We start from the raw sequence: 23,270 nt of genomic DNA, 5'->3' as shown, positions 1-23,270 counted from the left end.
AAATCAGACAGTGCAGGTGATTCAGTGAACAGTCTCGTACAGGATGCTCGCAAGGCAGCCGAGCGCGTCGGCCTCAAGTCCGACACGATCGTCATCAACGGCGGCCGTCCCCTCCGGGGAACCATCGACGTCCGCGGGGCCAAGAACCTCGTGACCAAAGCGATGGTGGCGTCGCTCCTCGGCGACACGACGAGCACCCTGCGGGATGTTCCGGACATCAGCGACGTGCACGTGGTGGCGAGCCTGCTCGAGATCCACGGCGTGAAGATCACGGGTTCGGCCGCCACCGGCGTGCTGCAGCTCGACCCGGCGAACGTGGCCACGGCCACGAGCGCCGAGATCGACGCGCTCTCCGGAAGCTCCCGCATCCCGATCCTGTTCTGCGGCCCGCTGTTGCACCGCCTCGGTCACGCGTTCATCCCGGATCTCGGCGGCTGCCGCATCGGCGACCGCCCGATCGACTTCCACCTCGACGCCCTGCGCGCCTTCGGTGCCGTCGTCGACAAGCTGCCCTCCGGCATCAACATCACGGCGCCCAACGGCCTCCGCGGCGCCAACATCGAGCTGCCGTACCCGAGTGTCGGCGCCACCGAGCAGGTTCTGCTCACCGGTGTGCGGGCCATCGGCACGACCGAGCTCAAGAACGCGGCCATCGAGCCCGAGATCATGGATCTCATCGCCGTGCTGCAGAAGATGGGCGCGATCATCTCGGTCGAGCCCAACCGCACCATCTTCATCGAGGGCGTCGAGACCCTCGACGGCTACAACCACCGCGCGCTCTTCGACCGCAACGAGGCCGCCAGCTGGGCATCCGCCGCGCTGGCCACCGGCGGCTCGATCTTCACCACGGGCGCCAAGCAGTCCGAGATGATGACCTTCCTCAACGTGTTCCGCAAGATCGGCGGCGCGTTCGACATCGAGGAGGAGGGCATCCGCTTCTACCACCCCGGTGGCGAGCTGAAGCCCGTCGTCATCGAGACCGATGTGCACCCCGGCTTCATGACCGACTGGCAGCAGCCGCTCATCGTGGCCCTCACCCAGGCACAGGGCACCTCGATCGTGCACGAGACGGTGTACGAGAACCGCTTCGGCTTCACGGATGCGCTCATCAAGATGGGCGCGAACATCGAGGTGCACAAGGACGGGCTGGCCGACCCCAACCGCCGGGTTCCCCGTCGCGCGCTCGAGCAGGCCGCCGTCATCACCGGCCCCACCCCGCTGCACGGCGCCGAGCTCGAGGTGCCCGACCTCCGCGGCGGCTTCAGTCACCTGATCGCCGCACTCGTGGCCAAGGGGCAGTCCTCGGTGTCGAACGTGGGCCTCATCGCCCGCGGCTACGGCGACTTCGTGGGCAAGCTCGAGAAGCTGGGAGCCGACTTCTACTTCGCGGAGTAGGGCCGATGGCAAAACCCGGGCAGCAGGCGGACGTCGACGTCCAGCGGCGCAAGAACACCGAGAAGACGGTCTCGTTCCGTGTGCTCGAGGTGCTCGTCGTGCCGTTCCTCAACGTCATCGCCCGGCTGCGGATGCACGACACGGCGAAGCTTCCGGTCTCCGGTCCGTTCATCCTCAGCCCGAACCACTACAGCAACATCGACCCCGTCATCATGGCGTGGGCGGTGTGGAAGCTCGGGCGCGCGCCGCGGTTCCTGGCCAAGGCCTCGCTGTTCCGGGTGCCCGTGGTCGGTTTTCTGCTCCGCACGAGCGGGCAGATCCCGGTGGAGCGGGCCGGATCGAACCGGCACAATGCCCCGATCTCGGCGGCGAACCACCTGGTCGAGCACGAGCAGGGCGTCATCGTCTACCCGGAGGGCACGCTGACGCGTGACCCCGACATGTGGCCCATGAGAGGCAAGACGGGGGCGGCGCGCCTCGCGCTGGAGCACGGCATCCCGCTCATCCCCGCCGCCCACTGGGGCACGCAGGCCGTGCTGCCGCGCTACTCGAAGAAGCTCAGCCTCTTTCCCCGCAAGACGATCCAGATCGTGTTCGGCGACCCGATCGACCTCGACGACCTGCGCGAGGGGCCGATCGACCAGAAGAAGCTGGTCGAGGCGACGGACCGGCTGATGGCCGCGATCACGGGGCTCCTCGAGGGCCTCCGCGGCGAGACGGCGCCGGCGGAGCGCTGGAACCCGGCGGCGCACAACCAGACCGAGTTCGGGCGCATCGCGGAGCGCGACAGCGGGGCCGCCGAGTGAGCCGCACCGCTGCCCGCGTGCCCGCGCGGCCGCGGGTCACCGTGCTGGGGGCCGGCAGCTGGGGCACGACCTTCTCGAAGGTGCTCGCCGACGGCGGGTCCGACGTCACCATCTGGGCGCGCCGGCCCGAGGTCGCCAAGGAGATCCGGGAGGGCAAACGCAACAGCGGCTACCTGCCCGGGGTCAATCTGCCGCTGGCGGTGACGGCCACGCCCGACGTCGGGGCGGCGCTGCAGGGGGCGCAGTTCGTCTTCGTCTCCATTCCGAGCCAGTCGCTGCGGCAGAACCTCGTCGAGATCCGCGAGCTCATCCCCGCCGACGTGCCCGTCATCAGCCTGATGAAGGGCGTCGAGAAGGGCACGGGCGCCCGGATGAGCGAGGTGCTCGAGCAGGTGCTCGAGATCGATCGCGACCGCATCGCCGTCGCCTCCGGGCCGAACCTCGCGCTCGAGATCGCGAAGGAGCAGCCGACGGCCGCGGTGGTCTCCTCGACCAGTCTCGAGACCGCCGAGGCGGTGGCGAAGGTCGCGACGAACCGGTACTTCCGGTCGTTCGTGAACACGGACGTGATCGGCACCGAGTTCGGCGGCGTGCTGAAGAACCTCATCGCGGTGGCGATCGGCATCGTCGACGGTGTCGGCTACGGCGAGAACACGAAGGCGTCGATCATCACGCGCGGACTCGTGGAGATGACGGACTTCGCGGTGGCCTACGGCGGGCATCCGGAGACCCTCGCGGGGCTCGCCGGGCTCGGCGACCTCATCGCCACGAGCGGCTCGCCGCTGTCGCGCAACAACACGGCCGGCCGCCTGCTCGGGCAGGGCTACAGCTTCGCCGACGTGGTGAAGTCGATGCAGCAGACCGCGGAGGGGCTCGCATCCGTCGCCCCCGTGCTCGCGCTCGCGGCGGCCAAGGGTGTGGACATGCCCATCTGCCGTCAGGTGAGCGAGGTGCTGGCCGGTACGCTCGATCCGAAAGACATTGCCCCCCACCTGACGACCGACGACGATTCGGGGCCGCAGGGCGAAAGGACTCTCGATGCCAGGAAAGATCACGGTGGCGCTGCTTTTCGGAGGTCGCTCAAGCGAGCATTCGATCAGCTGCGCAACCGCGGGCGGAGTTCTTGAGGCGATCGATCGGTCGCGCTTCGAGGTGATCCCGGTGGGGATCACGCGGGCAGGGGCGTTCGTGCTGGAGGACGACGATCCGGCGAAGTTCCGGCTCGATGTGCATGCGCTGCCGGAGGTGCACGACAACGGGTCGCGCATCCTGTGGCCGGAATCGACCGAGAGCCGTGAGCTCTCGGTGCGGCTGCCCGACGGGTCGACCCGGATGCTCGGCGCCGTCGATGTGGTGTTCCCCATCCTGCACGGGCCGTTCGGCGAAGACGGCACCGTGCAGGGGCTGCTCGAGCTGATCGGGCTGCCGTACGTGGGCTCGGGGGTGCTCGCGTCGGCGCTCGGCATGGACAAGCACTACACGAAGACCGTGCTGGCCGCCGCCGGTATCGCGGTGGCGCCCTGGCAGACGGTGACCGCGCGGGGCTGGGCGGATGACGCGGATGCGGTGGTCGCCTCGGCCTCGACGCTCGGCTTCCCGCTCTTCGTCAAGCCGGCGCGCGCCGGGTCGTCGGTGGGCGTGAGCAAGGTCGCGTCGGCCGAGCAGTTGCCGGCCGCCGTCGAGGTGGCGTTGCGCGAGGATTCGCGGGTGCTGATCGAGCAGGGCATCGCCGGGCGCGAGGTCGAGTGCGGTGTGCTCGGGGGTCGTGCGGGCGCCGCGCCGCGGGTGTCGGTGGCCGGTGAGATCGTGATGACCGGGCGGGAGTTCTACGACTTCGACGCCAAGTACCTCGACGCGCCCGGGGTCGACCTGGTGTGCCCCGCGGTGCTGAGCGACGAAGAGCTCGCCTCGATGCAGTCGCTGGCGGCGCGCGCCTTCTCGGCGATCGACGGAGCCGGGCTCGCCCGCGTGGACTTCTTCTTGACCCCCACCGGCTTCGTGGTGAACGAGATCAACACCATGCCCGGGTTCACGCCCATCTCGATGTTCCCGAAGTGCTGGATCGCGTCAGGCCTCAGCTACCCCGAGCTCATCTCCGAGCTGATCGCCCTCGCGCTCGAGGACTGATCCCTTCGCGACGTGTCGCGAGGAGGTCAGTCGGCGGGGATGGGGACAGGGGTACCCGTGCTCGTGCCGGTGCCGTCGTCGAGGCTGAGGCACTGCTGGGTCTGCGGGATGACCGAGACCGCGTTGGCGAGGTCGACGAGGGTCGACGAGCTCGAGGCCGCCTCGCTGTCGAGCACGATCTCCACGGCGGGGGTGCGCCCGAAGGTGGTGAACGTGTAGGTGGGGGCGTTGCTGTCGTCGCGGATCCAGTCGACGCCGTTCACGTTGTCGCAGGGCAGCGTGGTGGGGCCGGGCGGCGTGGCACCGCAGTGCAGGAGCACGGCGGCGGGGTCGCCCCAGGCGCCGGTGGCCTGGGCATCCGTCTCGCGTCGGGGGAGGTCGGCGACGGTGTCCGGCAACCGCACGATGACCTCGGCGCAGGACGGGTCGGTGGCATCGGCGGCGGGGTCGAGGGCGACGGCGCCCGCGCATCCGCTCAACCCGGCTCCGGCGGCGATGACGAGGGTGAGCAGGGCGGCGAGGCGGGTACGTGCGGGCATCGCTGTTCAGGCTACCGTTGAGAGGTGACTCCCGACTTCGGTTTAGCTGCGAACGCCGAGCGGGAGACCCTCGCCGAGGTGGGTGAGGTCGAGACCTTGCGCCGCATCTTCCCCCGCTTGCCGCAGGCTTCGGCCGAGCTGCTCGGGCCGGGCGACGACGCCGCGGTGCTGGCGGCGCCCGACGGGCGGTTCGTGGTGACGACGGACATGATGATCCACGGCCCGGATTTTCGTGCCGCCTGGTCGACGGCGCACGACCTCGGGTGGAAGGCGGCCATGACGAACCTCGCCGACGTCGCGGCGATGGGGGCGCGGCCGACCGCGCTCGTCGTGGCGATCGCGGCGCCGCTCGACACGCCCGTGACGGTGCTGCTCGGCATCGCCGACGGCCTGCGCGACGCCTGCGAGCTGGCGGCGCCCGGGTGCGGCGTCGCCGGGGGCGACCTGTCGGTGTCGGCGACGCTGACGCTCGCGGTGACGGCGTTCGGCGACCTCGAGGGCCGGGCGCCGGTCACGCGCGGTGGCGCGCGGCCGGGCGACGTACTGGCGGTGGCGGGCCCGTTGGGCCGCGCGGGGGCGGGCATCCACCTCCTCTTCCGCGACGGCGTCCGGCTCCCGGCGCCGGCTGCACCCACCCTGCCCGCCGGCGCCACCGACGCGGCACCCGGCGGCGCGACGCCGGTGGTCACCGATCGCGCCGCAGCGGCGCGCGCGGCGGGCGCAGCGGGGGAGCCGGATGCGGAGCTCGGGCGGCGGGTGCGCCTGGCGCACCCGACGGTGGTGGAGGCGCAGCTGGCGCCGACGGCGCCGATCGCCGCCGGTGTCACGGCGGCGGAGGCGGGGGCGACCGCCATGCTCGACGTCTCCGACGGACTGGTGCTCGACGCCCGGCGCATCGCCGCGGCCAGCGGATGCCTGGTGCGCTTCGACCCCGCCGCGATCGCCCGCGAGGCGCAGGAACTCCGCGACCTCGACCCGGCCGTCGGCGACCGCGCCTCCGATTTCGTGCTCGCCGGTGGCGAGGACCACGCGCTGCTCGCCACGTTCCCACCCGGCGCCGCGCTGCCCGCCGGCTTCCGCCCCCTCGGCGAGGTCGCCGCCCTTCCGCCCGGTGCCGAGCCCGACGCCCTCGTCGGCGCCCAGCCGTACACGGCCCCCGGCGGCTGGGACCCCTACGCCGACTGGGACGGCAACGCCGGCTGACCCCCAGTCCGTGCCCGTCCCGCTCCTCGTCGCCGGAACGACGGAGTTTTCGCGCCGAAGTCGGCAACGACGGAGTTCGCGCGGCGTGTCGCGAGAGAACTCTGTCGTTCCCGCATCGGCGGGTGGGCGGCGCCGGGCGGGTCAGGCGGGGGTGGCCCACCAGAGAGCGGTCTCGCCGTAGGACTTCGTGCGGTCGAGGGTGAGGGCTCGAGGCCAGGTGGGCTCGGGGGAGCGGCTGCTGCGCTCCACGAGCACGGTCGCCTCGGGCGCCAGCAGCGGCGCCAGCGCCGTGAGGGTCTCGGCGAGCTCCGTTTCGCCGAGCTCGTACGGGGGGTCGATGAACACGACGTCGAAGCCCGCTCCCGCGACCACCGGCACCGAACGGAGGTAGCTCAGCACGGCGTGCACGACCACCTCGACGCGGGGCCGCGCATCCGCTCGTGCCGCCGCCATCACCGTCGTGGCGTTCTGGCGCGCGACCCGCGCCGCTGCCGGGTTCTTCTCCACCAGAACGACGGATGCCGCCCCCCGGCTCGCCGCCTCCAGCCCGAGCGCTCCCGACCCGGCGAACAGGTCGAGCACCCGGGCGCCCTCGAGGCCGCCACGGGACTCCAGCGCCGAGAAGATCGCCTCGCGCACCCGGTCGCTGGTGGGCCGTGTTCCCGAGCGCGGGACGGCGAGGCTGAGCGATCCGGCGAACCCGGCGATGATACGTGGCACGCCCAGCACCTTACCTCCTGCCCCGCGGGCGTGCGGGCGGCCGTGTCGGGGGCGGCGCATAGGATTTGAGGGTGAGCAGTTCGGCCCTCGACGCGAAGCTCGCCGGGGTGCTCGGCGGGCGCACCGCGAGTGCCTTCGAGAAGGCGTTCGGCATGCAGACGGTGGCCGACCTGCTCAGCCACTACCCCCGTCGCTATGCCCGGCGCGGCGAACTCACCGCCATCGACAAGCTGCCGATCGACGAGAACGTCACCATCGTGGCCGAGGTGCGCAGCGTCAGCGAGCGGCAGATGCGGGCGCGCCGGGGCAACATCCTCGAGGTCTCCATCTCCGACGGCCAGGGCTTCCTCACCCTCACCTTCTTCAACCAGAAGTGGCGCGCCAACGAACTGCGGCCGGGCGTGCGCGGCATGTTCACCGGCAAGGTGTCGAACTACCGAGGGGCGTTGCAGCTCGCGCATCCGAACTACGAGATCTTCGACGACCTCGCCGTGCGCGCCGGCGGCCTGGGCGAGGCCGGTGCCCTCGACGACGCCGAGGCGAAGCGCTGGGCCGAGATGCCCATCCCCATCTACCCCGCCACCGGCACACTCGCCAGCTGGCAGATCGCCAAGTCGGTCGAGCTGGTGCTCGACGGTCTGCGCGGCGCCATCCCCGACCCGCTGCCCGCCGACGTGCGGGAGGAGCACGGCCTGCTCACCGCGCAGCAGGCCTACGAGGGCATCCACCGCCCCCGCAAAGACGTCGAGTGGATGCGGGCACGCGACACGCTGCGCTACCACGAGGCCTTCATCCTCCAGACCGCCCTGGTGAAGCAGCGCGCCGAGTCGCACGCCGTGCACACCGCGGCCCGCACGCCCAAACCGGGCGGCTACCTCGAGCGCTTCGACGCCGCCCTGCCCTTCCGGCTCACCGCCGACCAGCAGCTCGTGGGGGAGGAGATCGCCCGCGACCTCGCCGCCGAGACGCCGATGATGCGGCTGCTGCAGGGCGAGGTCGGCTCGGGCAAGACGGTGGTGGCCGTGCGCGCCATGCTCGCCGTGGCCGACTCGGGCGGCCAGTCGGCCCTGCTCGCGCCTACCGAGGTGCTCGCCTCGCAGCACCTCCGTTCCATCGTGAAGGTGCTCGGCCCCGATCTCGCCGCCGAGCTCATGCCCACCCTCCACACCGGCCAGCTCAGCACGGCCGAGCGCAAGAAGGCGCTGCTGCGCATGGTGTCCGGCCAGGCCAAACTCGTGGTGGGCACCCATGCCCTGCTCTCCGACACCGTGCAGTTCTACGACCTCGGTCTCGTGGTGGTCGACGAGCAGCACCGCTTCGGGGTGGAGCAGCGCGACACCCTGCGGCAGAAGGGCGCCACGCCGCCGCACGTGCTCGTGATGACGGCCACACCCATCCCGCGCACGGTGGCCATGACGGTGTTCGGCGACCTCGACGTCTCCACCATCACCGAGCTCCCCGCCGGGCGCAAAGGCATCGAGAGCTTCAGCGTGCCGCTGGCCGAGAAGCCCGGCTGGGCGGGGCGCATCTGGCAGCGGGTGGCCGAGGAGCTCGCCGAGGGGCGCCAGGCCTTCGTGGTGTGCCCCGCGATCGACCCGGCCGACGACACCGGCGACGGGCTCGACGACCCCGACGAGGCAGACGAGAGCGCCGATTCGTCGCCGCCGGCCCGGGGTGGGCGCCCCGCACCCGGTGCGACGGATGTCGCGGCACCCCGCCCCCCGAAGGCCAACGTCGTCGACACGCTGAAGCAGCTCCGCGCCACCCCGCTCCTCGAAGGGCGACGCATCGAAGCACTGCACGGCCGCCTGCCGAGCGACGAGAAAGACGCGATCATGCGCGCCTTCGCCGCCCACGAGATCGATGTGCTCGTGGCCACCACCGTCATCGAGGTCGGGGTCGACGTGCCGAACGCCTCCACCATGGTGGTGCTCGACGCCGACCGCTTCGGGGTGAGCCAACTGCATCAGCTGCGTGGCCGCGTCGGGCGCGGCGGTGTGCCCGGCCTCTGTCTGCTCGTCACGAACGCGCCCGCCGACTCCCTCGCCCGCGAGCGCGTCGATGCGGTCGCCGCCACGCTCGACGGCTTCGAGCTCGCCGAGGTCGACCTCGAGCTGCGCCGCGAGGGCGACGTGCTCGGCAGTGTGCAGTCGGGCGGCCGCTCTTCCCTGCGCCTGCTGCGGGTGGTGAAAGACGCGGCCGTGATCCAGGATGCCCGAGGCGTCGCCACCCAGATCGTCGCGGCCGATGCGCAGCTCGACGAGCATCCGGCCCTCCGCGACGCCCTCGAGCGGCGGCTGCGGGAGACCGAGCGCAGCTTCCTCGCCAAGACGTGACGCGCCACGACCTGAGGGGCGCGGAAACCCGCATCATCGCCCGCACCCATTGAAATATCCTCCGCACGGGAGCACAGTTGGAGTCAGTGGAGATGAGGTGGCTATGAAGACCCTGAAATCACGACGGATGGCAGGAAACCTGCAGCCCGACATCATGCCGGTGCTCTCCGCGGGGCGGCATCGCTCCCCGCGCTCGGGTGCCTGCTTCATGGAGTTCGCATCGTTCCTCGCGGGCGAACGCTGGAGCGACCATCCGGCCTGCACGCACGCCGGGCTCGCGCACATGGCGCGCGCCGTCAACGACCTGACCTCGGACGAGGGCCGGAGCGCGTTGGCGCCCCTCATCCCCTCGGTGATCGGGCTCACCAGCGACGACCCGAGGCTCGACCTCATCATCGCGGTGACGGCGGCGTCGGCCGCCATCCCGATCGCGTCGATCGACCGCCAGCATGCTCTCGCGGTCGGCGCCCTGGTGTGCCAGGACGCGTTGCAGCGCGCCGGTGGCAGCGGTCCGATCGACGTCGACGGGCCGTTGCGCGAAGCACTCGACGCGGCGCCGGAGGCCGAGACGTGGGCGCGGCGGTTCCTCGACCGCAACGTGCGCTGGCGGCGCACCGAGATCACGCCACGGCAGACCCACGTGACCATCGCGATGTCGGTCGACGGGGTGCGCTCGGCCTGCACTCCTTACCCCGACCAGCGGCTGTACACGCTCCTGGAGTCGACGATCGCGCTCTGCACCGAGTTCGTCGCGCGGGAGCGGCGGGAGCGGGCGGAGCGGGCGGTGCAGGAGACGGCGGAACGCGCATCCACCGTGCCGACAGCACCTGGTGCCGCAGCCGAGCCGGAGGGGCCGCGCCGCGACTTCACCCGTCACATGTGACGTGATGGAAATACGGCGTTGATAGCCTGGGACCATGAGCAGCGTCGCCGTGGTCCCCGGCTCCTTCGACCCCATCACCCTCGGTCACATCGACGTGATCGAGCGTGCCGCGACCCTCTTCGACGAGTTGCACGTCGTGGTGGTGCACAATCCGGACAAGCACGCCCTCATCCCGATCGCGCACCGGGTGGCGTTGATCGAGAAATCCCTCGAGGAGCGCGGACTCACGGCCGGCAACATCGTCATCAACTCGTGGAGCGTCGGTCTCCTCGTCGACTACTGCACGGATGTGGGTGCCTCGGCGATCGTGAAGGGCATCCGTTCGCAGGTCGACGTGGCGTACGAGACGCCGATGGCCATCGTCAACCGCAACCTGGCGGGGGTGGAGACGATCTTCCTCCTGCCCGACCCGGCGCACGCCCACGTGTCGAGTTCGCTGGTGCGCCAGGTGTCGGCGCTCGGCGGCGATGTGGCGCCATACGTGCCGAGAGCGGTCGCGGAGTTCCTCAAGCACACCACCGATTAGGCCACGATGACGAAGATGCAGGTCGGCTACGCCGCCATGCTCGAGCAGTTCGCGCCGAGCGAAGCGGTGGCCCTCTCGGCCTACGCCGAGGAGCACGGCTTCAGCGGCGTGATGGCGGCCGACCATTTCCAGCCCTGGGTGCCCCGGCAGGGGCAGTCGTCGTTCGTGTGGAACGTGCTCACCGCGATCGGTGAGCGCACCCGTGGTGATTTCGGGCCGGGCGTGACGGCGCCGAGCTTCCGCTGGCATCCGGCCATGGTCGCGCAGGCGTCGGCCACCCTCGGCGCGATGTATCCGGGGCGGCACTGGCTCGGGCTCGGGTCGGGGGAGGCACTGAACGAGCACATCGTGGGCGGGTACTGGCCCGAAGCGCCCGAACGCATCAACCGTATGTTCGAGGCCATCGACGTCATCAACAAACTCTTCACGGCATCCCTCGCCGGCAAGGACGTGAAGCACTCGGGCACGTTCTTCAAGCTCGAGTCGACCCGGTTGTGGACCATGCCCGCCGAGGCGCCCCCGGTGCTCGTGGCGACCGCCGGGCCGGTGACGGCGCGGCGGGCCGGCCGCACGGTCGACGGGCTGATCACGGTGGGGGCGCCGCTGGAGAAGATCTCGGGCCTGTTCGCCAAGTTCGACGAGGGCGCGCGCGAGGCCGGCAAGAACCCGTCGACGATGCCCCGGGTGCTTCAGCTCCACCTCTCCTGGGCCCCGACCGACGAAGAGGCGATGGCGAACGCCTTGCACGAATGGCCGAACGGCGGCATGCGCTTCCCGAAGGCCGACATCCGCAGCCCCTTCGAGTTCGAGCAGATCGCCAAGATGGTGCGGCCGGAGGACTTCGACGGCCGGCTGGTGATCTCGAGCGATCCCGATGTGCACCGCGCCCACATCCAGCGCTTCGCCGACCTGGGGTTCGACACGATCTACCTGCACAACGTGGGCCGCAACCAGCGGGAGTGGATCGACGTGTTCGGGCGCGACGTGCTGCCGAAGCTGCACCGATGACCGGCGTCAGCGTGCTGGGCGTGCCGGGCCTGCCCGAGGTCGAGGAGGGTGCCGACCTGGTGGCGCTGATCGGCGACGCGCTGTTCGCGGCCGGCCTCGAACCGGTGGCGGGCGACATCCTCGTCGTGACGAGCAAGATCATGTCGAAGGCCGAGGGGCGGCGCATCGCGGCCGCCGACCGGGAAGACGCCATCACCGCCGAGACCGTGCGCGTGGTGGCGACCCGGGCGTACCCGGGCGGGGTGACGCGCATCGTCGAGAACCGGCAGGGCATCGTGCAGGCCGCGGCGGGGGTCGACTCGAGCAACACGCCGTCGGGCACGGTGCTGCTGCTGCCGGTCGATCCGGATGCGTCGGCGCGGGCGCTCGCCGCCGGACTGCGCGCGCGCTTCGGGGTGCGACTCGGCGTGATCGTGTCGGACACCCTCGGGCGCGCGTGGCGTGAGGGTCAGATCGACCTCGCGATCGGCGCCGCCGGGGTCACGGTGCTCGACGATCTGCGGGGGAGCCGCGACAGCTTCGGCCAGGAGCTGTTCGTGACGCAGGCCGCGGTGGCCGACGAGCTCGCGTCGGCCGCCGACCTCGTGAAGGGCAAGGCGAGCGGGATGCCCGTGGCCGTGGTGCGCGGCTACGGCCATGCGGTGGTCGACACGCTCGACACGCCGGCACGGGCCCTGTCGCGCACGGGGGAGCGGGACATGTTCCGCCTCGGCACCGACGAGGCGCTCGCCCAGGGCCGCGCCGAGGGCCGCGAGGAGGGCCGCGCCGAGGCGCTCGCCGAGCTCGCGGCGGCGCGCGAGGCGGCCTTCGCGGAGGGTCGGCGCGCCAGCCTCGCCGAGGCGCATGATGCCGACGTCGCCGAGGTCAGAGAGGCCGCTCTGCGAGAGGGCCGCGAAGCGGGCTTCGCCGAGGGTTACGAGCGCGGGCTCGCCGAGGGCTGGTCGCGCGGCCTCGACTGCTGACGGCGCGCCCGTCCCCGTCACTCTCCCGGGCGCACCTCGGATTCCTCGGTGCGGGCGTACTCCGAGATGATCACGCCGGAGCGGAACGCCGTGCTCGATGCCAGGGCGAACCGCCGGCCGACAGCCGACCCGGCGGCGGTGCCGGCGCCCGGAGCGAAGAGCGGGATGCCCTGGCCGAGCACGATCGGGTGCACCTTCAGCACGAGGGCGTCGATCTCCGGCAGCAGTGCGCTCGCGAGGCGGCCACCACCACACAGCCAGATGCCCGACCCCGCCTGCCGCTTGAGGTCGCGCACGACCGCGCGGGGATCGGCGTCCGTGACGGTCACAGCGCCATCCCTGCTCGCCTGGCTGCGGGAGAACACGTGCGTGTCGAGGTGGGGATACGGGTCGGTCAGTCCGGCCGGGAGCCCCACGGCGTACGTGTTCCAGCCCATGACCACCGCGTCGAAACGGGACCCGTCGGGCTTCAGGTCCAGTGCGGTCAGAGCGGGGGCGGGCAGGGCATCCGCGTAGTCGCGTAGCTGGGCAGCCATGTGGTCGCCGTCGGTGGCGAACATCGAGAAATCGCCGTCGGGGGCGGCGATGAAGCCGTCGAGGGTGACGGCGACGTAGTAGGTCAGTGGGCGCATCCGGAACTCCGATCACAACAAACGTAGTGGTTAATGTACTGCAGGTGTAGTGGTTGCGCTAGGGTCGTGTCATGGCCAGAAATCCGGAGCGGCGCGCTGCGCTCGCCGACGCGGGAATCGTCGTCCTCGCTCGCGAGGGCGCCCGCGGGCTCAGCCATCGGGCAGTCGACGCCGAGTGCGGGGTGCCGGCCGGCACCACCTCGAACTACTTCCGAAGCCGCCGTGCTCTGGTGGAGGCGCTGATCGAGCGCATCGGCGAGCGGCTCGCGCCGGCCCCGGGGAGGCTGCGCGAACTCGCCGGTCGCGAACCCGGCCGGGAACTGTTCGCCGACCATCTGCGCTACATCGTCGAACGTCTCACCGCCGACCCGCGCGTCGCGATCGCGCTGCTCGAGCTGCGGCTCGAGGCCGCGCGACGGCCCGCGGTGGCGGAGGTGATCGGGCGCTGGCAGCGAGACGCCTTCGCGGCCGACCTGGCCTACAACGATGCCGCCGGGCTGCCGGGCGGCACCGCCGAGATCGCGTTGTTCCACTACGCCATCGACGGGTTCGTGCTCGACCGGTTGACCACGCCGATCGACCCCGGCACGAGCGCCGACGCGGTGATCGACCGGCTGGTCGACGCGGTGTTCGGCGCACCTGCACGATGACCCGGGTCAGCGCCCGCTGACCCGCATCACACGATGACCCGGCGCAGCACCTCACGTTCCCCGAACGTCCACGCCGTGGTGACGAGCAGGTAGAGGCTCGCGGCGAGCGGCACGAACGCCGCGAACACCACCGTGATGAGCGGCAGCCAGCTCAGCATGCGCGCCGCCGACCCACCCGGCGCGAACGCGGCCAGGGCGCCGCCGTCTGCGGCTCCGCCGAACGCCGCGGCCCCGGCGCCGGCCCCGGCCCCGGTCCCTGAGGCCGGCGCGACCGCCAGCGCCGACCGCAGCGCCTGCCGGCGCGAGAGCAGTGCGATGCCGGCGATGAGCGCCAGGATGATCGTGCTCACCACCACTCCGACCGGATCGGTGCCGCTGCTGAGCGCGGTCGCGAAGCTCGTGCCGAGCGGCGCCCCGAACAGGGTGTGCCCGAGCAGCTCGTTCGGGTGCCCGTTGATCGTGGGCAAGAGGAACAGGCCGTAGATCAGCGACAGGATCGGCGCCTGGATGACCAAGGGCAGGCAGCCGGCCAGCGGCGACGCGTTCTCCGAGGCGTAGAGCGCCATCGTCTCGCGCTGCAGGCGTTCGGGGTTCGAGCCGTGCCGTCGCCGCAGCTCGGCGATGCGCGGTGCCAGTCGCCGGCGCATCCGCTGGGCACGGGCCTGCGAGACCCCCACCGGGATCAGCACCAGCCGCACCAGCACCGTGATGAGCACGACCGTGAGCGCCGCTGCGTCAGCACCCGCGACGGGAACCAGAGCGGCGGAGAGGAACAGGACGACGGAATACGCTCCGTCGAGCGCGGCCGCAACGGGGCCGAAAGCATAGATGTTCACCAGAGTCTCCCAACGAGAACGACGAAAAGGGGTCGTCTGGTCGCCGGGCGTGCGTTCGGTGAACGCGCGCGTTCGCCTGCTCGCGCGCGCCACCGGGGCGGCGCGGGCGGAGCGCGAACGGGCTGGAAGCCCCTAGGCGACCGTCGGGCGGTCGCCGGGCGCTCGCGGCCGCGGCCGGCCGGGAGCATCGGGGCGGCTCTGGGTGATGGTGGCGGGCAGGTCGATGCGCTCCGCCGGGGCGCGGGCGACGGATGCGCCGGCCAGGGCCACAAGCGTCGCGATCAGGATGCGCAGCGAGGCCGACGAGGCGATGGCGGCCGCGGAGGCGGCTGCGACCAGGGCGACGGCGGCGAGCACTCCGGCGCCGGTGCTCGTGGCTCCGGGCGCGCCACCCGCGGCGCTCGCGTCGGCCACGAGGAGCCACGCGATGCCGAGGCCGAGCGCGACGGCGACGACGCGCCAGGCGCTGCCGCCCGTCACGCGCATCCGTTCGCTCACACAGCGACCCTACCGCGTGGCGCGATCAGCGCCTGCAGCCCGGCGCGCCGCGGCTGCCGGGGTGGTGGCCCTCAGACGCCCGGCGGGGGAGTGGCGAGGGCGCGCTCGAAGAGGGCCGGTTCGTTGCGGGTGATCCGCGAGACGACGAGGGTCTGGGCGTTGCGCCGCTCGCCGTAGTGACCCGCGTAGGGCAGCTCGACGATGTGCGTCATGCCGCTGCGCCACGCCGCCACGACGGCCGGCAGCGATCGCCGTTCGGGCATGGCGTCGAGGCTCATGGGGTGCTCGCGCGAGGTCAACTGCCGGCGCCACTCGTTCAGGGCGTCGGTGTCGATGCTGCGGCGCCAGAACTCCGACGGCGCGCCCGACACGGCGGCGGCGAGTTTGGAGTCGTCGAGCGTGACGAGCAGCCGAGCCGTCTCGGCGTCGGGGCCCGTCGCCGAGCGGTTGGGCGGGTCGAACTGCGCCCAGGCGCGACTCCAGTCCCGGCGCCACAGCGCCGCCATCTCGCCCGAGGACAATCGGGGTCCCGATGCCAGCCGCGAACTCGCCCCGAGCTCCGGCACCTCCTCGAGCGGCGGTACCTCTCGGATCTCGAGCCGCCACAGCTCCCGGGCGAACAGCAGATCGATCAGGCCGAACGGAGCGTTGTCCCGGTGCAGCACCATGTCGTGCGGCCAGACGGTTTCGGAGGGCTCAGCCATCCATCGAGGGTAGCGGCCCGCGCGCGGCCGGGCCAGACCACGCCGCCCCGGGCCGGACCGCGCAGTCGGCTGCGCTGCGCCGCGGGTCAGGCCGCCTTCGCGTAGCCTCCGTCGCTCGACCGGCCGGCGCGGGGCGTCTGCACCTCGGTCGCGGCAGCGATCCGCCCGACCCGTGCGCCCGGCGCGACCGTCGTGTCGCTGTCGATGTTCGTGTCGTCGGCGATCACCGCGTCGGCACCGATCTTCGAGTGGCTGCCGATCTTCGAACGGCGGCCGATGCGAGCCCGCTCGCCGATGTGCACGTTGGCGCCGACCATCACACCCGATCCGATCACCGCGCCGCTCTCCACCCAGCTGCCGGAGCCGAGCCAGGCCTTCGGGCCGATGTGGGCGCCCGTCTCGATGTAGGTCGTGGGGTCGACGAACACGGTCGGGTCGACCTCAGCGCCGACTGCGACGTATCCCTTGCCGTTGGGGTGGCGGCGATACCGCGACACGACTCCGCGTTCGCCCTCGATCTCTAGGAATGTTCTGCTCACGTTGTATGCAACCGACAACACCCCGGCTTCATTCCGCATGGCGAGCACAACGCGCGGCGGCGTGGGAATGCTCGAAGGGGAGGATAATCGAAGCAGTGACCGAGAACCGATCCGCCTTCGCCGTGGTGGTGCCCGTCAAGGGCACCGCGGCCGGCAAGACCCGCATGGCACCCGGCCTCGACCCGCGCCAGCGCATGCTGCTCGTCGAGGCGTTCGCCCTCGACGCGGTCTCGGCGCTCACCGCGTCGCCCTTCGTGAGCCGCGTCATCGTGGTGACGGATGCCGCGGCCGACCTCTCCCGATCGCTGCGCACCCTCGGTGCCGACATCGTGGCCGACCAGGGTGGTGGCCTCAATGCGGCCGTGACGACGGGTCTGGAGGCGGCCAGGGCCAGGGACCCGCAGACCGCACTGGCAGCGCTCCTCGGCGATCTGCCGTGCCTCGTGGCGGCCGATGTCGACGACGCCTTCGGGCGCGCGGCCGAGCATCCGCTCGCCGTGGTGCCGGATGCGGAGGGCAGCGGTACGACGCTCATCACCGCCGGCCCCGGTCTGGCGCTCGAACCGCGCTTCGGCGCAGGATCGGCGGCCCGCCACCGCGCCGCGGGCCACGTGGTGCTCGATGTCGGGGCCGACTCCACACTGCGCCTCGACGTCGACACCGAGGCCGACCTCGCGGCGGCCCTGGTGCGCGGGGTCGGCCCGCACACCCGCCGCGCCTGGGGCTGAGTGCCCGGGCGGGCGGCGCTACGCCTCCAGCAGAGAGTGCGCCGTCGCCTCGTCGACGATGAGGTCGGTCATCACCCCCGCCGCCAGCGCTCCGCGGAGTGCCGGCAGCTTCGACCGCCCCGACACCACGCAGACCCGCCGCGACACCTTCGCCAGCAACGACAGCGCCGGGCCGGAGGAACGCGCGTTCATCGGGATGTCCTCGCTCGACCCGTCGGCCCGGTAGAACACCGTCGCCACGTCGCCCACCACCTCCGAGCGCTTCAGCTGCTCGAAGTCGGCCTCGTCGAGGTACCCGCCCACGTAGACGTGGGAGGGCACGTCGGCGCTGGCCGAGCCCAGACCGAACAGCGCGACATCCATGTGCTTCTGGATCTCGAGCACCCGCCGGATGCTCCGCTCACGCCAGAGCACCTCCTTCGTGCGCGGGTCGTCGAAGAACGCGGGCACCGGGAACTGCTGCACGTAGGCGCCGAACGCCCGGCCGAAGCGGGTCATGATCTCGCTGGCGTAGCCGATGCCCGTGGTCTGCGCGTTGGAGGCGCCGTTCAGCTGCACGATCTGGGAGTTGTGGGTGACCTTGTCCTGCAGGTGACGCGAGACCGCCGAGAGCGTCGAACCCCAGGCGATGCCCATCGTCATGTTCGAGTCGAAGAACGGGCCGAGAATCCGTGCAGCGCTCATCGCGACGCGTTCGAGGCGGTCGATCTCGTTGGTCGAATCGGGTACCGGCACGACGTGCGCGGTCACCGAATACCGGTCGCGGATGCGCTGTTGCACCGACGAGATGCGGTCGACCGGTGACTTGACCTGGATCTCGACGAGCCCGATCTCCCGCGCGAATCCCAGCAAGCGGGACACCGAGGAGCGCGAGGTGTGCAACTCGCTGGCGATGGCCTCCATCGTCAGATCCTGCATGTAATAGAGGTGGGCGGCACGGAGCGCGTCGCGCACCTTGTCGCTGCCGAGGCTGTCGTTCGCCATGCTTCGTCGCATCCTTTCCGAGGACCTTGCACATATGTGCACCCAGCTTGATCATATGTGAAAAGGGTCGTAGAACTGTATGTCGTCGCATGGATCGTCCCACGCGTCCACGACTGCACGAAGGCGAGTACACAGTGAGCACTTCCCACTCCGACATCCGGGCGAACGTCGAGTCGATCCGTTCGCACCCGAAGGCACAGGTCCTCATCATCGGTGGCGGCATCAACGGCATCGGCACGTTCCGCGACCTGGCGCTGCAGGGCGTCGACGTCGTCCTGGTCGAGCGCGGCGACTACGCATCGGGCGCGTCGAGCGCATCGAGCCACATGATCCACGGCGGCGTGCGCTACCTCGAGAACGGCGAGTTCCGGCTCGTGCGCGAGAGCGTGCAGGAGCGCAACCGCCTGCTGCGGCTCGCGCCGCACTACGTGAAGCCGCTGCCCACCACCATCCCCATCTTCTCCACCTTCTCGGGCATCCTGTCGGCGCCGCTGCGCTTCCTCACCCACAAGCAGGGCAAGCCGAAGGAGCGCGGCGCGCTGCTCATCAAGGTCGGACTGCTCGGCTACGACTCCTTCTCGCGCGACGGCGGCAACGTGCCGCGGCACAAGTTCGTGGGCCGCAAGAAGTCGCTGGCGAAGCTGCCGGCGCTCCGGCCCGACGTGAAGTACACCGCCACCTACTACGACGCCGCGGTCGAGAACCCCGAGCGTCTCGCCCTCGACCTGGTTCAGGATGCGCTGGCCACCGGCCCGCACGCCCGCACGGCGAACTACGTCGAGGCCGTCGGTGCATCCGGCGACGCCGTCGTGTTGCGCGACCTGGTGAGCGGCGAGACCTTCGAGGTCACCGCCGACGTCGTCGTGAACACCACCGGGCCGTGGACCGACCTGACCAACAAGGCGCTCGGCGAGAGCACCGCCTTCATGGGCGGCACGAAGGGCTCGCACATCGTGCTCGACAACCCCGAGCTCTACGCGGCCTGCGCCGGTGGTGAGGTGTTCTTCGAGAACGACGACGGACGCATCGTGCTCATCTACCCGCTCAACGGGCGCGTGCTCGTGGGCACCACCGACCTCGAGGCCGACCCGGCCGAGCCGAGCGTCTGCACCGAGGAGGAGGTCGACTACTTCTTCGGACTCGTGAAGCACGTGTTCCCGACCATCGAGGTGAACCGGCCGCAGATCGTCTACCGGTACTCGGGCATCCGCCCGTTGCCCGGTCACGGCGACACCGCGCCCGGCTTCGTGTCGCGCGACTACCGCATCGAGCAGAGCGCGTTCGCGGGCTCGGCGACGGTGAAGCAGCTGAGCCTGGTGGGTGGGAAGTGGACCACCTTCCGTGCCCTCTCCGAGCACCTCGCCAACGACACGCTGGCCCTTCTCGGCCGGCAGCGTACGGTGAGCACGACCGACCTCGCGATCGGCGGCGGCGTCGGCTACCCGCAGACGCCGGCCGCGGTGGCGAACTGGGTGAAGGCGCACGGGGCCGACCTCGGTGAGGAGCGGGCCCGCATCCTGCTCACGCGCTACGGCACCAATGCTGCCGCGGTGATCGACTTCATCCTGGCTCACCAGGATGCGACGACCGAAGCCACGACGGATGCCCCGCTCAGCACCCTCCCGGGCTACAGCGCCGCCGAGATCGCGTACCTCATGACCGAGGAGCACGCCGTGCACCTCAGCGACCTCGTGCTGCGCCGCAGCATCATCGCGTTCGTCGGCGCCCTCGATCAGGCCGCGTTCGACGAACTGAGCACCATCGCGGCGGAGGCGGCCGGCTGGTCGCCCGAGCGCCTGGCCGACGAGCGTGCGTCGGCGGTCGAGAACCTCCGCTTCTTCCACGGCATCGTGCTGGAAGCGGCGAACACGGCGGCGGCTGCCGTCAACTGAGTCGGGTGGCATCCGCCGCCCCAGAAGGAAGGTCAATGTGGACAATCTCGGTATCGACTTCGTGTCGGAGCTGGTGGGAACAGCACTGCTCGTGCTCCTCGGCTGCGGTGTGGTCGCCAACGTCGCGCTGGTGCGCACGAAGGGCTTCAACGGCGGATTCCTGATGGTGAACATCGGCTGGGGCCTTGCGGTCTTCTCCGGCGTCATCGTCTCGTACGCGTCGGGCGCTCACCTGAACCCGGCGGTCACGCTCGGGCTGGTCGCGAACGGTGCCAAGAACTTCGGTGGTCCTGACACGCAGGTCGACGTCAACTTCCTGTCGGTCATCGCGTACATCGGTGCGCAGCTGATCGGCGCCATCATCGGTGCGGTGTTCGTGTGGCTGGCGTACAAGCAGCACTTCGACGCCGAGCCGGATGCGGCCAACAAGCTGGGCGTGTTCTCCACCGGTCCTGCGCTCCGCAGCTACGGCTGGAACCTGGTGACGGAGGTCATCGGCACCTTCGTGCTCGTCTTCGTGGTGATCGGCTTCGGCCGGAACGGTGACGGCGGTGGGCTCGCGGCGCTCGGCGCCCTGCCGGTGGCGCTGCTCGTGATCGCGATCGGTGCCTCGCTCGGTGGCCCCACGGGCTACGCGATCAACCCGGCCCGTGACCTCGGCCCGCGCCTCGCGCACGCCTTCCTTCCCATCAAGGGCAAGGGCACCTCCGACTGGTCGTACTCCTGGGTGCCGGTCGTCGGCCCGATCATCGGCGGCCTCCTCGCCGGCTGGCTCGCCATCCCGCTGCTGCCGATTCTGACCTGATCGCAAAACAAGGCTGACAAGCGCTCTCGTTTCCGCAAGAATCCAATCAATAACAAAGGAGTTAGACGTGTCCGAACAAAAATACGTCCTGGCCATCGATCAGGGCACCACCAGTTCCCGCGCCATCATCTTCGACCACTCCGGCACCATCGTGTCGACCGGTCAGAAGGAGCACGAGCAGATCTTCCCGAAGGCGGGTTGGGTCGAGCACAATCCGATCGAGATCTGGGACAACGTGCGCGAGGTGATCGGTCAGGCGCTCTCCAAGGCCGACCTCACCCGGCACGACATCGCCGCCGTCGGCATCACCAACCAGCGCGAGACCGCGGTGGTGTGGAACAAGAACACCGGGCAGCCCGTCTACAACGCCATCGTCTGGCAGGACACCCGCACGCAGGACATCGTCGACCGGCTCGCGGCCGACGGCGGGGTCGAGCGCTTCAAGCAGATCGTGGGCCTGCCGCTCGCCACCTACTTCTCGGGCACGAAGATCGTCTGGATCCTCGAGAACGTCGACGGCGCCCGTGAGGCCGCCGAGGCGGGCGACCTGCTGTTCGGCACCACCGACAGCTGGGTGCTCTGGAACCTCACCGGCGGCACGGATGGCGGCGTGCACGCCACCGACGTCACCAACGCCTCCCGCACCCTCTTCATGGACCTCGAGACGCTCCAGTGGCGCGACGACATCCTCGAGACCTTCGGTGTGCCGAAGTCGATGCTGCCGGAGATCAAGTCCTCCTCCGAGGTCTACGGCACCGTCGAGTCGTCGAACCTGCTCCGCGAGGTGCCGGTCGCCGGCATCCTCGGCGACCAGCAGGCGGCCACCTTCGGTCAGGCGGCGTTCGACGCCGGCGAGTCGAAGAACACCTACGGCACCGGCAACTTCCTCATCTTCAACACCGACACCGAGATCGTGCACTCGAAGAACGGGCTGCTCACCACGCTGGGCTACAAGCTCGGCGACCAGCCGGCGCACTACGCGCTCGAGGGTTCGATCGCGGTCACCGGCTCGCTCATCCAGTGGCTGCGCGACAACCTCGGCATCATCTCCTCGGCCCCCGAGGTCGAAGAGCTGGCCAAGACGGTCGAGGACAACGGCGGCGCCTACTTCGTGCCCGCGTTCTCGGGTCTCTTCGCCCCCTACTGGCGGCCGGATGCCCGTGGTGCGCTCGTGGGCCTCACCCGCTACGTGAACAAGGGCCACATCGCCCGCGCCGCCCTCGAGGCCACCGCCTTCCAGACCCGCGAGGTGCTGGATGCGGTCAACGCCGACTCGGGCGTCGACCTCACCGAGCTCAAGGTCGACGGCGGCATGATCGCCAACAACCTGCTCATGCAGTTCCAGGCCGACATCCTCGGCGTGCCGGTCGTTCGCCCGGTCGTCGCCGAGACCACCGCGCTCGGCGCCGCCTACGCCGCCGGCCTCGCGGTCGGCTTCTGGGCCAACCTCGACGAGCTGCGCGCCAACTGGCAGGAGGACTCGCGCTGGGAGCCCCAGATGGACGAAGCCGAGCGCGACCGCCAGCTGCGCAACTGGAAGAAGGCGGTCACGAAGACGCTGGACTGGGTGGACGCGGATACGCAGTAGTAGGTACTGGGTACTACGCGACCCCCCCTTCGGGCTCGCCCGGCCTTCGGCTGGGCGGGCCCTTATTGCTCGCGCCGCCGCTTCTGCGGCGCGAGGCGCCATGTGAGCGTTCGGTCGCTTCGCGGCCGAGCGCTCACCTTGGGTCGTCGGGCGCGGCCCGCGGCCTGCGGTCTCGTGCCCTGGGTGTTGGGTGGTGGGGGTGCGGTGCTGGTTTTTGGGGGAGGGGTGGGTCGGGCAGGATGGGGGGATGGGTTCTGGGCGTGTGATTGTGGCTGATGCCGTCATTTTCGATATGGACGGGACGTTGGTCGACTCGACTGCGCTCGTGGAGAAGGTGTGGGCGGCGTTCGCTGAGAGGCACGACATCGATCTCGCTGAGCTCATCGCTTATGCGCACGGGCGGCGTGCCGACGACACGCTCGAGTATTTTCTCGGCGCGGGAGCGCGCGCGGAGGTCGGTGCGGCCGATCTTGCCGAGGCTCGGGCGGCTGTGCAGGCGCACGAGATCGGGGTGGAGGGGGCGGTGCTCGAGATTCCGGGGGCGGCCGCGTTCGTGGCGGCGTTCGACCCGGCCGATGTGGCGCTCGTCACCTCCGCACCCCTCGAGTTGGCGCGCCTTCGTATGAGGGAGGCGGGCATCCCGCTGCCCGAGGTCACCATCACCGCCGAAGACGTCTCGGCCGGCAAACCCGACCCCGAGGGCTACCGTGCCGCCGCCCGGCGCCTCGGGCACGACCCCGCCCGCGTCGTGATCTTCGAAGACGCCGATGCCGGCCTCCAGGCGGCACGGGCATCCGGAGCCCAGGTCGTCGTGGTCGGCACCCACGACGGCGAGGGTGTCAGATCGTTTGTGTAAGGGGTGTCGGCTTCTTACGGAAGGACGACACTGATGACCATGATCGACAAGGA

24 protein-coding genes are annotated in these 23,270 nt (G+C 70.8%); 16 read left to right on the top strand and 8 right to left on the bottom strand.

What is annotated here, in order from left to right:
- The first annotated feature begins 24 nt into the window (after positions 1 to 24).
- Genes murA through AC3WLB_RS00105 form a run of 4 tightly spaced genes read left to right on the top strand, consistent with a single transcriptional unit; the run spans position 25 to position 4,328 of the window.
- Positions 25 to 1,395 carry a UDP-N-acetylglucosamine 1-carboxyvinyltransferase gene (gene murA / locus AC3WLB_RS00120; RefSeq protein ID WP_022898094.1) on the top strand — a complete coding sequence of 457 codons (1,371 nt, stop codon included), beginning with the start codon at positions 25 to 27 and terminating at the stop codon, positions 1,393 to 1,395.
- A gap of 5 nt (positions 1,396 to 1,400) precedes the next feature.
- Complete coding sequence (locus AC3WLB_RS00115; protein ID WP_492502353.1) at positions 1,401 to 2,201, top strand: lysophospholipid acyltransferase family protein; 801 nt, start codon at positions 1,401 to 1,403, stop codon at positions 2,199 to 2,201.
- A complete protein-coding gene (locus AC3WLB_RS00110; RefSeq protein ID WP_492502352.1) occupies positions 2,198 to 3,328 on the top strand; it encodes an NAD(P)H-dependent glycerol-3-phosphate dehydrogenase in 1,131 nt (376 codons plus the stop codon). The genes AC3WLB_RS00115 and AC3WLB_RS00110 overlap by 4 nt, the downstream gene beginning before the upstream one ends.
- Positions 3,240 to 4,328 (top strand): D-alanine--D-alanine ligase family protein, encoded by a 1,089-nt coding sequence (locus AC3WLB_RS00105; RefSeq protein WP_492502351.1) that lies wholly within the window; start codon positions 3,240 to 3,242, stop codon positions 4,326 to 4,328. Before AC3WLB_RS00110 ends, AC3WLB_RS00105 begins: the two co-directional genes overlap by 89 nt.
- Before the next feature lie 26 nt (positions 4,329 to 4,354).
- Here the strand turns inward: AC3WLB_RS00105 and AC3WLB_RS00100 are convergent, their stop codons facing one another.
- Positions 4,355 to 4,867 carry a DUF3515 family protein gene (locus tag AC3WLB_RS00100; RefSeq protein ID WP_492502350.1) on the bottom strand — a complete coding sequence of 171 codons (513 nt, stop codon included), beginning with the start codon at positions 4,865 to 4,867 and terminating at the stop codon, positions 4,355 to 4,357.
- Positions 4,868 to 4,891: 24 nt separating this feature from the next.
- Here AC3WLB_RS00100 and AC3WLB_RS00095 point away from each other — a divergent pair, with 24 nt between their 5' ends.
- Positions 4,892 to 6,070: a thiamine-phosphate kinase gene (locus tag AC3WLB_RS00095; RefSeq protein WP_492502349.1), complete on the top strand. Its 1,179-nt coding sequence runs from the start codon at positions 4,892 to 4,894 to the stop codon at positions 6,068 to 6,070.
- Positions 6,071 to 6,211: 141 nt separating this feature from the next.
- On the opposite strand, the gene rsmD is transcribed toward AC3WLB_RS00095, so the two are convergent.
- Positions 6,212 to 6,790 (bottom strand): 16S rRNA (guanine(966)-N(2))-methyltransferase RsmD, encoded by a 579-nt coding sequence (rsmD, locus tag AC3WLB_RS00090; protein WP_492502348.1) that lies wholly within the window; start codon positions 6,788 to 6,790, stop codon positions 6,212 to 6,214.
- A 71-nt stretch (positions 6,791 to 6,861) separates the two neighbouring features.
- Between rsmD and AC3WLB_RS00085 the strand changes: the two genes are divergently transcribed.
- The 5 genes from AC3WLB_RS00085 to AC3WLB_RS00065 all read left to right on the top strand — a co-directional run bounded on the left by AC3WLB_RS00085 (position 6,862) and on the right by AC3WLB_RS00065 (position 12,505).
- Positions 6,862 to 9,126, top strand: a complete 2,265-nt coding sequence (locus AC3WLB_RS00085) for an ATP-dependent DNA helicase RecG (protein WP_492502347.1) — start codon at positions 6,862 to 6,864, stop codon at positions 9,124 to 9,126.
- A gap of 103 nt (positions 9,127 to 9,229) precedes the next feature.
- Positions 9,230 to 10,009: a hypothetical protein gene (locus AC3WLB_RS00080; protein WP_492502346.1), complete on the top strand. Its 780-nt coding sequence runs from the start codon at positions 9,230 to 9,232 to the stop codon at positions 10,007 to 10,009.
- 34 nt (positions 10,010 to 10,043) lie between these two features.
- Complete coding sequence (gene coaD / locus AC3WLB_RS00075) at positions 10,044 to 10,535, top strand: pantetheine-phosphate adenylyltransferase (protein ID WP_492502345.1); 492 nt, start codon at positions 10,044 to 10,046, stop codon at positions 10,533 to 10,535.
- 6 nt (positions 10,536 to 10,541) lie between these two features.
- Positions 10,542 to 11,543, top strand: a complete 1,002-nt coding sequence (locus AC3WLB_RS00070; protein WP_492502344.1) for a TIGR03557 family F420-dependent LLM class oxidoreductase — start codon at positions 10,542 to 10,544, stop codon at positions 11,541 to 11,543.
- Entirely contained in the window at positions 11,540 to 12,505 is a 966-nt protein-coding gene (locus AC3WLB_RS00065) for a coenzyme F420-0:L-glutamate ligase (RefSeq protein WP_492502343.1), read from the top strand. Before AC3WLB_RS00070 ends, AC3WLB_RS00065 begins: the two co-directional genes overlap by 4 nt.
- A gap of 17 nt (positions 12,506 to 12,522) precedes the next feature.
- Here the strand turns inward: AC3WLB_RS00065 and AC3WLB_RS00060 are convergent, their stop codons facing one another.
- A complete protein-coding gene (locus AC3WLB_RS00060; RefSeq protein ID WP_492502342.1) occupies positions 12,523 to 13,137 on the bottom strand; it encodes a dihydrofolate reductase family protein in 615 nt (204 codons plus the stop codon).
- Positions 13,138 to 13,208: 71 nt separating this feature from the next.
- Here AC3WLB_RS00060 and AC3WLB_RS00055 point away from each other — a divergent pair, with 71 nt between their 5' ends.
- The gene (locus tag AC3WLB_RS00055) at positions 13,209 to 13,787 is read left to right on the top strand and encodes a TetR/AcrR family transcriptional regulator (protein WP_492502341.1); all 579 of its coding nucleotides are present in this window, start codon (positions 13,209 to 13,211) and stop codon (positions 13,785 to 13,787) included.
- A 26-nt stretch (positions 13,788 to 13,813) separates the two neighbouring features.
- On the opposite strand, the gene AC3WLB_RS00050 is transcribed toward AC3WLB_RS00055, so the two are convergent.
- The 4 genes from AC3WLB_RS00050 to AC3WLB_RS00035 all read right to left on the bottom strand — a co-directional run bounded on the left by AC3WLB_RS00050 (position 13,814) and on the right by AC3WLB_RS00035 (position 16,364).
- On the bottom strand, positions 13,814 to 14,623 hold the full coding sequence (locus AC3WLB_RS00050) for a YidC/Oxa1 family membrane protein insertase (protein ID WP_492502340.1): 810 nt from the start codon (positions 14,621 to 14,623) through the stop codon (positions 13,814 to 13,816).
- 132 nt (positions 14,624 to 14,755) lie between these two features.
- Positions 14,756 to 15,121 carry a DUF6412 domain-containing protein gene (locus tag AC3WLB_RS00045; RefSeq protein ID WP_492502339.1) on the bottom strand — a complete coding sequence of 122 codons (366 nt, stop codon included), beginning with the start codon at positions 15,119 to 15,121 and terminating at the stop codon, positions 14,756 to 14,758.
- Between the two features lie 71 nt (positions 15,122 to 15,192).
- Positions 15,193 to 15,825, bottom strand: coding sequence for a hypothetical protein (locus tag AC3WLB_RS00040; protein ID WP_492502338.1), 633 nt, complete (start codon positions 15,823 to 15,825; stop codon positions 15,193 to 15,195).
- An 86-nt stretch (positions 15,826 to 15,911) separates the two neighbouring features.
- The gene (locus AC3WLB_RS00035) at positions 15,912 to 16,364 is read right to left on the bottom strand and encodes a transferase (protein WP_492502337.1); all 453 of its coding nucleotides are present in this window, start codon (positions 16,362 to 16,364) and stop codon (positions 15,912 to 15,914) included.
- A gap of 95 nt (positions 16,365 to 16,459) precedes the next feature.
- On the opposite strand from AC3WLB_RS00035, the gene cofC reads away from it, so the two are divergent.
- Positions 16,460 to 17,092 carry a 2-phospho-L-lactate guanylyltransferase gene (gene cofC, locus AC3WLB_RS00030; protein ID WP_492502336.1) on the top strand — a complete coding sequence of 211 codons (633 nt, stop codon included), beginning with the start codon at positions 16,460 to 16,462 and terminating at the stop codon, positions 17,090 to 17,092.
- Between the two features lie 18 nt (positions 17,093 to 17,110).
- Here cofC and AC3WLB_RS00025 read toward each other — a convergent pair whose 3' ends face one another.
- A complete protein-coding gene (locus tag AC3WLB_RS00025; RefSeq protein WP_492502335.1) occupies positions 17,111 to 18,076 on the bottom strand; it encodes a sugar-binding transcriptional regulator in 966 nt (321 codons plus the stop codon).
- Between the two features lie 89 nt (positions 18,077 to 18,165).
- Between AC3WLB_RS00025 and AC3WLB_RS00020 the strand changes: the two genes are divergently transcribed.
- From AC3WLB_RS00020 to AC3WLB_RS00005, 4 genes are all read left to right on the top strand, one after another.
- Positions 18,166 to 19,968, top strand: a complete 1,803-nt coding sequence (locus AC3WLB_RS00020; protein WP_492502334.1) for a glycerol-3-phosphate dehydrogenase/oxidase — start codon at positions 18,166 to 18,168, stop codon at positions 19,966 to 19,968.
- 37 nt (positions 19,969 to 20,005) lie between these two features.
- Entirely contained in the window at positions 20,006 to 20,773 is a 768-nt protein-coding gene (locus AC3WLB_RS00015; protein WP_492502333.1) for an MIP/aquaporin family protein, read from the top strand.
- 67 nt (positions 20,774 to 20,840) lie between these two features.
- Positions 20,841 to 22,361 carry a glycerol kinase GlpK gene (gene glpK, locus AC3WLB_RS00010; RefSeq protein WP_022895397.1) on the top strand — a complete coding sequence of 507 codons (1,521 nt, stop codon included), beginning with the start codon at positions 20,841 to 20,843 and terminating at the stop codon, positions 22,359 to 22,361.
- Positions 22,362 to 22,608: 247 nt separating this feature from the next.
- Entirely contained in the window at positions 22,609 to 23,217 is a 609-nt protein-coding gene (locus AC3WLB_RS00005) for an HAD-IA family hydrolase (RefSeq protein WP_492502332.1), read from the top strand.
- The last annotated feature ends 53 nt before the right edge of the window (positions 23,218 to 23,270 follow it).

The organism is Herbiconiux sp. FW305-C-125 (genome assembly GCF_058783455.1).
This window is presented reverse-complemented; position numbering and strand designations above follow the sequence as displayed.

Coding starts and splice junctions, on each gene's coding strand:
- AC3WLB_RS00115 (WP_492502353.1), top strand. CDS start 1,401: ATGGCAAAACCCGGGCAGCAGGCGGACGTCGACGTCCAGCGGCGCAAG.
- AC3WLB_RS00105 (WP_492502351.1), top strand. CDS start 3,240: ATGCCAGGAAAGATCACGGTGGCGCTGCTTTTCGGAGGTCGCTCAAGC.
- AC3WLB_RS00100 (WP_492502350.1), bottom strand. CDS start 4,867: ATGCCCGCACGTACCCGCCTCGCCGCCCTGCTCACCCTCGTCATCGCC.
- AC3WLB_RS00080 (WP_492502346.1), top strand. CDS start 9,230: ATGAAGACCCTGAAATCACGACGGATGGCAGGAAACCTGCAGCCCGAC.
- coaD (WP_492502345.1), top strand. CDS start 10,044: ATGAGCAGCGTCGCCGTGGTCCCCGGCTCCTTCGACCCCATCACCCTC.
- AC3WLB_RS00070 (WP_492502344.1), top strand. CDS start 10,542: ATGACGAAGATGCAGGTCGGCTACGCCGCCATGCTCGAGCAGTTCGCG.
- AC3WLB_RS00065 (WP_492502343.1), top strand. CDS start 11,540: ATGACCGGCGTCAGCGTGCTGGGCGTGCCGGGCCTGCCCGAGGTCGAG.
- AC3WLB_RS00060 (WP_492502342.1), bottom strand. CDS start 13,137: ATGCGCCCACTGACCTACTACGTCGCCGTCACCCTCGACGGCTTCATC.
- AC3WLB_RS00055 (WP_492502341.1), top strand. CDS start 13,209: ATGGCCAGAAATCCGGAGCGGCGCGCTGCGCTCGCCGACGCGGGAATC.
- AC3WLB_RS00040 (WP_492502338.1), bottom strand. CDS start 15,825: ATGGCTGAGCCCTCCGAAACCGTCTGGCCGCACGACATGGTGCTGCAC.
- AC3WLB_RS00025 (WP_492502335.1), bottom strand. CDS start 18,076: ATGGCGAACGACAGCCTCGGCAGCGACAAGGTGCGCGACGCGCTCCGT.
- AC3WLB_RS00020 (WP_492502334.1), top strand. CDS start 18,166: ATGGATCGTCCCACGCGTCCACGACTGCACGAAGGCGAGTACACAGTG.
- AC3WLB_RS00005 (WP_492502332.1), top strand. CDS start 22,609: ATGGGTTCTGGGCGTGTGATTGTGGCTGATGCCGTCATTTTCGATATG.